General features: G+C 64.2%; 9 protein-coding genes and 2 pseudogenes. 4 read left to right on the top strand and 7 right to left on the bottom strand.

Features of this window, described 5'->3' with window-relative positions; all coding sequences use genetic code 11:
• From C3Y15_RS30280 to C3Y15_RS30270, 3 genes and pseudogenes are all read right to left on the bottom strand, one after another.
• On the bottom strand, positions 1-156 hold a 156-nt coding region (locus C3Y15_RS30280), incomplete at its 3' end, for a helix-turn-helix domain-containing protein (protein WP_148091196.1).
• Positions 157-269: 113 nt separating this feature from the next.
• Positions 270-479: pseudogene (locus C3Y15_RS30275) on the bottom strand (TRIC cation channel family protein); the annotation flags it as partial.
• Complete coding sequence (locus C3Y15_RS30270) at positions 476-1,744, bottom strand: M20 family metallopeptidase (protein WP_124260313.1); 1,269 nt, start codon at positions 1,742-1,744, stop codon at positions 476-478. The pseudogene C3Y15_RS30275 and the gene C3Y15_RS30270, both read right to left, overlap by 4 nt.
• Positions 1,745-2,609: 865 nt before the next feature.
• Between C3Y15_RS30270 and C3Y15_RS30265 the strand changes: the two are divergent.
• Positions 2,610-3,239: pseudogene (locus tag C3Y15_RS30265) on the top strand (IS3 family transposase); the annotation flags it as partial.
• 92 nt (positions 3,240-3,331) lie between these two features.
• On the opposite strand, the gene C3Y15_RS30260 reads toward C3Y15_RS30265, so the two are convergent.
• Positions 3,332-4,630 carry a sensor domain-containing diguanylate cyclase gene (locus C3Y15_RS30260; RefSeq protein WP_011879989.1) on the bottom strand — a complete coding sequence of 433 codons (1,299 nt, stop codon included), beginning with the start codon at positions 4,628-4,630 and terminating at the stop codon, positions 3,332-3,334.
• A 943-nt stretch (positions 4,631-5,573) separates the two neighbouring features.
• Positions 5,574-6,515 carry a LysR family transcriptional regulator gene (locus tag C3Y15_RS30255; RefSeq protein WP_011879987.1) on the bottom strand — a complete coding sequence of 314 codons (942 nt, stop codon included), beginning with the start codon at positions 6,513-6,515 and terminating at the stop codon, positions 5,574-5,576.
• Between the two features lie 120 nt (positions 6,516-6,635).
• Between C3Y15_RS30255 and C3Y15_RS30250 the strand changes: the two genes are divergently transcribed.
• The 3 genes from C3Y15_RS30250 to C3Y15_RS30240 all read left to right on the top strand — a co-directional run bounded on the left by C3Y15_RS30250 (position 6,636) and on the right by C3Y15_RS30240 (position 9,113).
• Positions 6,636-7,499, top strand: coding sequence for an NmrA family NAD(P)-binding protein (locus C3Y15_RS30250; RefSeq protein WP_045579621.1), 864 nt, complete (start codon positions 6,636-6,638; stop codon positions 7,497-7,499).
• Between the two features lie 79 nt (positions 7,500-7,578).
• Positions 7,579-8,349, top strand: coding sequence for an SDR family NAD(P)-dependent oxidoreductase (locus C3Y15_RS30245; protein ID WP_045579620.1), 771 nt, complete (start codon positions 7,579-7,581; stop codon positions 8,347-8,349).
• A 290-nt stretch (positions 8,350-8,639) separates the two neighbouring features.
• Positions 8,640-9,113, top strand: coding sequence for an NUDIX hydrolase (locus C3Y15_RS30240; RefSeq protein WP_045579619.1), 474 nt, complete (start codon positions 8,640-8,642; stop codon positions 9,111-9,113).
• Here C3Y15_RS30240 and C3Y15_RS30235 read toward each other — a convergent pair.
• Both C3Y15_RS30235 and C3Y15_RS30230 read right to left on the bottom strand, forming a co-directional pair.
• Positions 9,088-9,579: a DUF1641 domain-containing protein gene (locus C3Y15_RS30235; protein ID WP_011879983.1), complete on the bottom strand. Its 492-nt coding sequence runs from the start codon at positions 9,577-9,579 to the stop codon at positions 9,088-9,090. The genes C3Y15_RS30240 and C3Y15_RS30235 overlap by 26 nt on opposite strands.
• A gap of 108 nt (positions 9,580-9,687) precedes the next feature.
• A complete protein-coding gene (locus tag C3Y15_RS30230) occupies positions 9,688-10,170 on the bottom strand; it encodes a BON domain-containing protein (protein ID WP_045579618.1) in 483 nt (160 codons plus the stop codon).
• Positions 10,171-10,594 lie beyond the last annotated feature (424 nt).

The following is a 10,594-nucleotide window of genomic DNA, read 5'->3' as shown; positions in this document are numbered from 1 at the left end:
CGGGCTGACGCGCTTCGGGTACTTCGGCTCAACGGCATCCGTTTGCCGAAGCCAGCTGCGCACCGTGTTCCGGGACAGGCCCGTGCGCCTCGCAATCTCGCGCAGCGGGACCTTCTCGCGGAAATACATCCGCCTGATCTTGGCCAATATGCCCACCGTGATCACCTCTGTATCCCCTGCTCAAAGATTGAGCAGGACATTCAATCACGTGGGTCAAAATTCGATGAAAACTACAGCCTCAGGTGGGTCAGTTCTGCGTGGACATCAACAGCCAGATACCTCCAGTTTGAAAGCCCTGCCGGCGGAATCGCGCCAATGCAGACGTCACGCACGATTCCGCCGCCGCATGCCACCATGAACGCGATGGACAAGGTGCCGAACAGGTCCAGCCGCTTTTGGCGAGCGGCAATAGCGCCGCTCATGGCGAATACGAAAGTCCCGACCAGATCGAGGGCGAAGTAGGCCGCGTGCGAATTCACGCCGATGTATCTCGCTGGTCGAGCCACGCCCCGGCCGCGCATAGCATCGCTTCCAGCCCCGTACGCAGCGTCGGGTCGAGTACCGGCGCGAACTTCGGCGAATGGTTGCTGGGAATCTCGTTGAGCTTTTTCTCCGCCAACGCCTTTCTAAACGTATCCGGATCGGTCCCGCCGATGAACCAGAACCCATATGGCACGCCCCATTCGCGCCCGAATACGCTGAAGTCCTCGCTCGCCTCTGCCGGGGGCGTTTCGTAGGCGCGCTCGCCAAAGTGCGCTTCGAATGCCGCCCTCAGACGCTCGCTTGCCTGCGCGTCGTTGATCGTCAGCGGATAACTCGAGAGCGTCGTGAATTCGGGTTCGCGTGGTGCGTTGGAAGCCATGCATTCCGCGCAACAGATGCGACGGATCGCACCCAGCATGTATTCGCGCACGTCTTCGTCGAATGTGCGCATGTTGAGCTTGAGCGTCGCGTCGTCCGGGATGATGTTCTCTTTCGTTCCCGCCTGCAGCGCACCAATCGTCAGCACCGCGCTATCGCGCGGGGAGATTTCCCGCGATACGATCGTCTGCAGACGGAGCGTCGTCGAAGCCGCCATGATGACCGGATCGATCGAGGTTTGTGGCTGCGATCCGTGCGAACCGCGTCCAAACAACCTTACCTTCAAACTGTCGCCCGCCGAAAGGATCGTGCCGCTCCGATAGCCGACCGTGCCCGCCGCGCCAACCATGACGTGCTGACCAAGGATGACGTCCGGCTTCGGGAAGCGTTCGGCCATGCCGTCGTCAATCATGCTGCGGGCGCCGCGCGCCACCTCCTCGCCCGGCTGAAAGACCGCCATCAGCGTTCCGCGCCAGGCGTCCCGGTGCGCCGCCATCAGGTGTGCGACACCCATCAGCCAGGTCACGTGCATGTCGTGGCCGCACGAGTGCGCGACGCCCACTTCGAGGCCATCCTCGTCCTTCGCCCTCGCCGTGCTGGCATACGGCAATCCGGTCGCCTCTGCCATCGGAAGCGCATCCATGTCGGCGCGCAACATTACAGTCGGACCGTCGCCGTTGCGTAACACCGCCACGACGCCGGTCATGCCAATACCCCGCGTAACGTCATAACCGACATGTTCGAGATAATCGGCTGCAATACGTGCGGTGCGCACTTCCTGCATCGACAGTTCGGGATGCTCGTGCAGGTCCTTGTAGATCGCTTCGAGCTCAGGTAGGAGGCTTTCGATGGCGTCCTTGGTCGCTTCCACCAATGCAGGCATGATCGATCCTTTCAAATGGTTCGTTGCGGTTGCCGATGTCGCATCGCACGCGTCGGCCTTCGTTGAAGCGTGGCAGCGCTTGCGCCCCATCTGGCAACACGACGGCAGGAGCGCGGTACGCAATCCGCCAACTAGTCGGATGCATGCGATAGGGCGAAACACGGAACATCCGTGCGAGCCTGCTCTACTCTGGCACTTCGTATTACGTTGCCATCAAGTCGCCTACTGCCCGAAGCAGGACAGGACTAGAAGATAACCATAGTCTCGATAGCGGCAATCCGGAAGTTCCCGTCGATTCATAAGACAAAGCGGTCGCCCGCAGGTCCGGCTCGGCGAGACCGCGTACGACTCCTTCTGGCTGCGGATTCAACCGGTCGATGCAACAGATTGATGGAACCGCTGGGCGGGGGGAATATCCAAGACCGGCTGCCGGCTGACCAGACACATGCTGTTCGAGGCGGCGTCGGCTTTGCTCCTGCGTCATAAGCGCGACTGCGCGCACTCCGACGTTGGGCGCAGGCACTGATTCCCCGGATTGGCCTGCGCAAAGCACTGGTTGCAACCACTCGCAAACTCTCGACGCTGCCGCTTTCAATGTGGAGAAGCAGCAAGGAGTTCATCTCGGGATAGCCACACGCTCGCCGTCGCAAGTCGCTTTACCTGCAACAACTGCGGTACCGGTTCATCCAGGCTGATTACGTCGCCTCAACGATTCCTTGACGCGCTTTGCGGGAAAACCGCGGCAATCACATCGGAACGTTGTAGCGACTCTCTGACGGCATGTTGTGGCGTGAACACGACCACGAAGACGACAAGGAAACGGCTGGTCTGAACCCTTTCCCGGAGGATGATCAATTGACAGCAATTAGACGACAAGCGCATCTATCGCCTGTACCGTGAGGCAGGGCTGGCTGTGCGGCGCCGTCGCAAGCGCCAGGGCGTCATGATTGAGCGCGAGCAACTGGCATTGCCGGGCGCGCCCAACGAGGTGTGGTCAATCGATTTCTTGATGGATGCGCTTTCCAACGGCCCGCGCGTGAAGTGCCTGACCGTCGTCGACGACTTCACGAACGAGGCTGTCGACATCGTCGTCGATCATGGCATCTCAGGTTTGTATGTCGCTCGGGTATTGGACCGTGCAGCTCGCTTCCGTGGCTATCCCAAGGCGGTGCGAACCGACCAGGGGCCCGAATTTACGAGCCGCGCGCTTGACCAGCGGGCATATGCGAACGGCGTCACGCTGAAGTTGATTCAGGCGGGCAAGCCAACGCAGAATGCGTACATCGAATCGTTCAACGGCATGTTCCGCGACGAATGCCTTAACGAGCACTGGTTCACGACGCTCGCGCACGCTCGGGCTGTCATCGCGGCATGGCGTCAGGACTACAACGAGCAAAGGCCGCACAGTGCACTGAACTACCTTGCGCCGTCGGAGTTTGCGGCGAAACATCGGGCAACCGCGGATGCTCCTGCCGCTTTCCAGGAGTTGGTTTAAAGGGACTTTGCTAGAAGCCCATTGGCTCTATTAAAGGGGGCAGGTCAGCGTGCTTCCGCGAAGGTTCGCTTCATACAGTAAGCCTGATACGCTTAACCGACCTCGATACGATTACGGCCCGACTCTTTCGCCGCATAGAGCGCCCGGTCTGCCCGCCGCATCAACGCATCGACATCACGCTCGCCCGCTTCCCGTGTGACGACACCGATACTGACGGTAAATTGGATCGGCTTTACGCGCCACGCGTGCTCGAAATCCTGTTCCTCGAAGCGGCGACGCAGCGTCTCCGCGATCCGACGCACGTCTGCGGCGTCTGCGCCCGGCAATGCCGCGACGAATTCCTCCCCTCCCCAGCGCGCGAACAACCCAGACTCGTGCGGAATCGACATACCGACCTTCGCCAGCACCCGCAGCACTTCGTCGCCGATATCGTGGCCGTAGCCGTCGTTGATCTTCTTGAAGTAGTCGATGTCCAGAATAAACACAGACAGGAGGTCGTCGGTGCCGAGCACCTTTTCGACAAAATTCAGAAACTCGCGGCGGTTCGCCAGGCCGGTCAGCGCGTCGGTCACGGCCTGCTTCTTCAGCAGAGCGATGAGCTCAGCGCGTTCTCTGATATCGCGAACGACTGCCGTGAATTCGATGACGCCGTTCACTTCTATTTTTGAAATGGCGATTTCAACGGGGATGACCGTGCCATCCCGATGCCGTCCATACACGCTGTTGCTTTCGTCCATGCGGGGCGGTGTAATCGACCGCAGGCTCATCTGTACGGAGTCTGCGAACCGCCCGACGTTCCGGGAATGATTCGCGCGAAACTTTTCCGGCATCAGGACTTCGATCCGCTGTCCCAGCACCTCGGCGGACTTGTAGCCGAACAGGTTCTCTGCCGCGCGATTGAAGAACGTGATGTTGTGCTGTTCGTTGATCGTTACAATCGCGTCGTAAGCGGAGTCGACCACCGCCCGAAAACGGGAAGCACTCACTTCGAGTTCATGTGTCAGCCGCGTTTCCGAGGCAGTATCGAAACCTGTCACGAGGACTTCGTGCACGGCCGTTCCACTGCTCGTATGTCTGAGGGGTTTAAGCGAGAGGTGCCACGGGTGTACGCCGTCATGAAGCGCGAAAGACTGCCGCAGTTCCTGCGCCGCTCCGGACGTGAAGCATGCCCGAAGCTTTTCGCACAACTCGAGTCCCACTTGATTCGGAATCAGAGCGTCGAATGAGATGGGGAACGTGTTCCAATCCGCAGCTATCCCACCCGCCATTTGGATGAACCGGGCGTTGCAGGCATTGATGACGAATTCGCCGTGAGCATCGCGCCCGACGACAGCGAAGCTGACCATCTCGCCGTCCACGTAATCTTGTGATCTGTTACTCAAATCCGACATAGCCTTACCTTGCGACACTTTGATTCGGCACTAACTCAGGTAGTGAATGATTTTGCTGAAACCGCCGCATCGACTATTGATATCGGCAAGGCGCCGGGAGTCTTGAGGGTGAAAGGCGATAGGAAAGGATCAGGGTTCTTCCGGTTCAGCGACGAAGGCAATCCGTCCCGGTGCATAACGTGATCGATCTGATCGCTTGCCAGACATCAAGACATGGCTGAATGGACGCCACTCTCACCGCGAGATCGACTTCGTTTCAGATCCACTTTCAGGATTACCTCGTGGGCAAATTTCTCGCTGTGTGCGGCCAGCGCGGCATCATCCGTAGAGATTTCAAGCCCTCATTCAAATAACGAGTTCGCCCGAGTCATAGCGCAGAAAGTAGCGATCGTCGCGACGGAGCATTTCGATACCGAAGTCAAAAAAGATATGCTGCTCGCGCATGGCGCCCCGTTCAAACGTGCGCAGGTGCGTTGAGCGAGTTTGTTGTCGATTTGTGCATCGTTCTCGATGGGCCGAAAATGGCCAAGACTGTGTGAAAACGCACGCTGAACATGGTTTCCTCACAGATCGACCCTTCAGATCGCGCTGTATTGGCTTGGCAGCAACTCGGGAAGGGTAAAGCGACACTCGAAAACCGGGTTCTTTCGCGTTTTAACATAGCCTCGGCCGACTGCCGCCCAACGTAGTCGGCCGCACCCGCCCCCAAGGCGCCCTTCGAATTTTCAGAAACCGGACTTTTCCCACCACGCATCGGCGTGCTGATCAGATGCGCAGCCCCCGCCGGTGGGCAATCACATTCCCCAGCTCAACGCTCTCCACGACTTCAACGAAGGCTGAATCGACGTCGAAGGCGCCGCTAGCATCGAGCACCGAGCGGGCTCGACGACGCTCGCAATGGCACTGAACGAACTCCTCGCGACGCAAACGCGCGGGTCGCTCGTCAACGAGCCTTGCGGGCCGGCGCATGAGCGGCCGGCGCCGCAAGCGAGACGATGAAGTCGAGAAAAGCACGCACCTTCGCCGGCACGTAGCGCCGCGACGGATACAGCGCATACAGCGGGAAACGGTCATCGGGCCAGTCGGGAAACAGGTCGACGAGCCGGCCGTCCGCGAGTGGCGCTTCGACGCCCAGTTCCATCACCTGCGCGATCGCGTGGCCGGCGAGACAGACGCTGTGCATCGTCCCGACGTCGTTCACCGTCAACCGGCCCGCGACATCGACGACGAGCTTCTTGCGCCCGCGATGAAACTCCCAGTCGAACGGATGCCCGGTGGCCGGATCGCGATAGCGGATGCACGCATGCGTGTCGCGCTCCAGACCGGCGGGTTGCAGTGGCCGCCCATGCCGCTTCAGATACGACGGCGCGGCGACCGTGAGAATGCGCGTCTCCAGCAGCTTGCGCGCGACGAGCGTCGACGGCTGCGGATGCCCGAAACGCACCGCCAGCTCGAAGCCGTCCGCGATCATGTCGCCAAGCTGATCGCGCGTCACCAGTTCGACCCTGAGCTCCGGATATTCCTCGATGAACGAACCCAACTGCGGACCGAGCACGAACCGCGAGAAAAACGGATCGACGTTCACGCGCAGGCGGCCGCGCACCGCCGTCGCGCCCTGCGTCGCATGGGTCGTCGCTTCTTCGAGCGCCCCCAGCAGCGGCATCACCTGCTCGTAGAAACGGCGGCCTTCGTCGGTGAGCGTGACGGAGCGCGTCGTGCGCTCCAGCAGGCGCACGCCGAGCCGGCCTTCCAGCCGCGCGATCGCCCGGCTCACGCCCGACTGCGACATGTCGAGTATTTCGCCCGCGCCAGCAAAGCTGCCGGTATCGACGATCGCGGCCAACACGCCCATGCCGTTCAGCATACGTTCGTCAAAGCCGGCCATTGATGCCCTCCCGTCATGGATCAAATGACACCGATGTTATCGCGAAGCGAATTGCCGGCGCCCAGAATGGCACCTGTCGAAACGCAAGACACGTGAAACACATCGAACAGGGGAAACGTCATGTTTGCGATCACGGGAATTACAGGGCAGGTGGGCGGAGTCGTCGCGCGGGTGCTGCTTGCGGCGGAGCGGGACGTTCGGGCGGTGGTCCGCGATCCGGCGAAGGGCGCGCAGTGGGCGCAGCAGGGCTGCGACGTCGCGATTGCGCAGATGGACGACGCCGCCGCGCTGTCGCGCGCGTTCGCCGGTACGGAGGGCGTGTTCGTGCTGCTGCCGCCGAACTTCGATCCGTCGCCCGGCTATCCGGAGTCGCGCGCCGCGATTTCCGCGTTGCGCGATGCGCTGCTCGCGGCGCGGCCGGCGCGGGTCGTCTGTCTGTCGACGATCGGCGCGCAGGCCACGGAGGACAATCTGCTGCAGCAACTCGGCGCCATGGAGCGCGAGTTCGCCGCGCTGCCGATGCCGGTCGCATTCCTGCGCGCGGCCTGGTTCATCGAGAACGCGGCGTGGGACATCGCGCCCGCACGCGACACCGGCACGATCCCGTCGTTCCTGACGCCGCTCGACCGGCCGGTGCCGATGGTCGCGACCGCGGACGTCGGCCGCGTCGCCGCCGACCTGCTGCGCGATACCTGGACCGGCAGCCGCATCGTCGAGTTCGAAGGGCCGCGCCGCGTGTCGCCGAACGACATCGCCGCGACCCTGTCGCACCTGCTCGGCAAGGACGTGCGCGCGCAGGCGGTGCCGCGCGAGACCTGGGAAGACCTGTTCAGGTCGCAGGGAATGCGGCATCCGTTGCCGCGCATCCGGATGCTCGACGGCTTCAACGAAGGCTGGATCGATTTCGCGGCGCCGGAGCAGACGGTCAAGGGGACGGTCACGCTGGAAGCGGTGTTGCGCGGGTTGATCGAGCGCGCGGCGTGAACGAACTCAGGCACGATCGTGGCGACCGCAGAGCAACGCGCTCGCCGCGATCCATGCCGCGAATCACAGGAGAGAAAGGATGAGAGTGTTGATCACAGGATCCGCGGACGGTCTCGGCCAGATGGCGGCGCGGCTCCTCGTCGAGGATGGGCACGAGGTCGTGCTGCATGCCCGTGACGAAGCACGCGCGCAACAGGCGCTCGATGCGGTGCCGGGCGCGCGCGCTGCGCTGTCCGGCGATCTGGCATGCCTGCGCGAAATGGCCGACGTCGCCGCGCAGGCGAACCGGCTGGGACGTTTCGATTCGATCATCCACAACGCGGCGCTCGGGTATCGCGAGCCGCGGCGGATCGAAACGGTCGACGGCTTGCCGCACGTCTTAGCGATCAACACGCTCGCGCCGTACGTACTGACCGCATTGATAGATAAACCGCGGCGGCTGATCTATCTGAGTTCGGGTCTGCATCGCAGCGGCGACGCGAGCCTCGACGATCTCGAATGGCGCACACGCCGATGGGACGGCACGGCCGCGTATTCGGACTCGAAGCTGCATGACGTGCTGCTCGCGTTCGCGATTGCGCGGCGCTGGCCGGACGTGCTGTCGAATGCGCTCGAACCGGGCTGGGTCGCGACGAAGAAGGGCGGCCCCGGCGCGCCCGACGATCTCGATGCGGCGCCGCGCACCCAGGTCTGGCTCGCGGCCAGCGACGATCCCGCGGCGCGCGTCAGCGGGCAGTACTTCTATCATCTGATGCCGCGGCCGACGCATCCGGACGCGCACGATCCCGAAGTGCAGGACCGGCTGATCGACGAATGCCGCCGGCTGTCGGGCGTCGTGCTGCCGGACTAGCGGCCGGGTAGCCACGGTTACGCCGTGCTCACTGGCACCGTCGACCACGTGCCCGCCGGCTCTCGCCGCTGACGCGCCGGATCGTCAATGATCCGGCGCGATGCGGCGAACGTCTCCAACGTGCCGAACTGAGTCAGCCAATCTGACGCGGTCTGTTTGGTCGAGTCCAGCCTATACGCGTCACGACCACGCCGCCGCAACTTCGTCGCCGCCCACCGCTCGCACCGCTTCGGGCACACCCGTTGCTGCGTATGGTCATGGACCTCGCCCTCATCACCTACCCGCCTCGCATGACGCTCCCCGACCCGTCCGATTTTCCGGTGCGCGCGGTGCCGCTCGCACCGTTGACGAAGGAGCGCGCGACGATCGTCTGCCATCGCAACGGCCGCGTCCTGCTGGTCGCGCGCCGGCAAGCGCTGCGCTGGACGTTGCCGGGCGGCATGATCCGGCGCGGCGAGTCGGCGCTCGAGGCCGCGCATCGCGAACTGCAGGAGGAGACGGGCCTCGTCGGTCTCGACCTCGCGTATTTCTTCTACGTGGACGGCAGCGCGAAACGTCACCACGTATTCGTCGCGAAGCTGCCGCCGGCCAAGCACGCGCGCGCGGGTCGCGAGATCGCGCTGTGCCGCTGGGTTCGCCTCGACGCGGTGTCGCACTGGCCGACCAGCGCACCCACGCAACGCATCGCACGTCAGCTCGCGACGCTCTGCGAGCAGCATGTCGGCGCCTGCGTCGCGCTCAGCGCCCTTCGCGGGTCGCGCTGACGCCCGCCGCGGCCGAAGCCGGATCAGGCGGCTCGCGCTCGAGCCCCTGCGCGAACACCTTCAACCCTTCGAGCAGCGGCGTCAGCGCATCCCACAGCGCCTCGTCGTGCAGCAGCCGATACGCGCCGCGCACGCCCGGCGCGACGTGCTCGTGCTCGGCCGATTTCCACGCGCCGACGTGATGCAGCGCGTCGGCAGCCGCGAAGGCGACCTTGCCGAACTGCTCGGGCGGAATCCGCGACAGCGCCATCAGCAGCGTCATCAGGTTCTGTACGCCGGATTGCATGCCGGGCTTGTCGAACGCGTCGACGAGCCGCTGCGCCATCTGCGCGTTCGCGCTGACGACTTCGTTCGCGAAGTTCAGAAAACCGTGCCGGTGCAGGCTGCCCAGCAGGCTCTCCAGCGCGTTGTGCGCGCCGGGTTCGGGTGTCGCAGGCGTCGTGTCGGAGAACGGACGATCGGACATCGGCAAGGCTCCGGTGAAGCGCCGCGCAGCCGCCGTTACGCGCGCCGCGCGTGCGCGGGTTCGGGTCGGCCCGCGCCGGCCGCATGCGGCGACGCGAGCCATGCGGCGTCAGTGCATGGGGCCGGCGGGCGGCGCCTTGTATTCGCTGCGCGCGCCCATCGCGTCCTCGACGGTCTGCACGCCGCGCAGCCCGGCGATGCCGTCGACCAGCGCATGCCGCTCGGTTTCCTCGACCTGCCCGCTCAGGCGCACGTGCCCGTGCTCGACGCCCACGTCGACGTCGCGCGGATGTGCGACCAGATGGCCCAATGCGGCGCGTACGCGCTCGGCGATCTGCACGTCGTCGGCTTCGCCGGCGAACCAGTCGGCATGCAGCCCGGCGATCGCGCCACGCGCATGATCGGCCGCGCGCCGCGCCTGAGCGCTCGCATAGTCGGCGACGCCGTCCCGGCCCGCAGCGGCCTTGTCGCGCACGTACGCGCGCCGCCGCCGGCCCGACGCCGGATCGAGAAAGTACATCGCCGCCGCGCCGCATGCGACGGCCGCGACCAGATTCAACAATGGATGAGTGGAACGTGTTCTGGAGGTCATATCTGCACCGTAGGTCGATACCCGGAACCGCCGGGCTTCGTCGTCACGCGCAGCATCGGCCGTTCCTCGTGCGAGCGCACGGGCCGTCGCGGGCCTGGCGGGCAGCCGATCGGCAGCGCAGCAGCAGGTGCAGCCGCGGCGTACTGGCGCCGCGCGCGGTTGCGACGGGGCCGAGCCGCGGCGGACAACCGGGCAAGGCAGCGCTGCCGAGGCGCCGGCGGTACGCCCCAAATGACAAGCGCTTGAAAATTCCGCGATCACTGCACGGCTTGCGGCCGCGGCGAACGTGCGGGCGGCAGGCGTGGTGCGCTCACCCCGCCACGCGGCCCCGTCAACCGACTCCTCCGAGTGGCGCTTCCATGGGGCCTACTCCGACGGGCTCCTCCAGCGGCTCGTCCATGCCCGCTCCCCCTGGGTCGCTCTA

The sequence above is a fragment of the Burkholderia sp. B10 genome (assembly GCF_004368385.1).
GTDB lineage: Bacteria > Pseudomonadota > Gammaproteobacteria > Burkholderiales > Burkholderiaceae > Burkholderia > Burkholderia vietnamiensis.
This window is presented reverse-complemented; position numbering and strand designations above follow the sequence as displayed.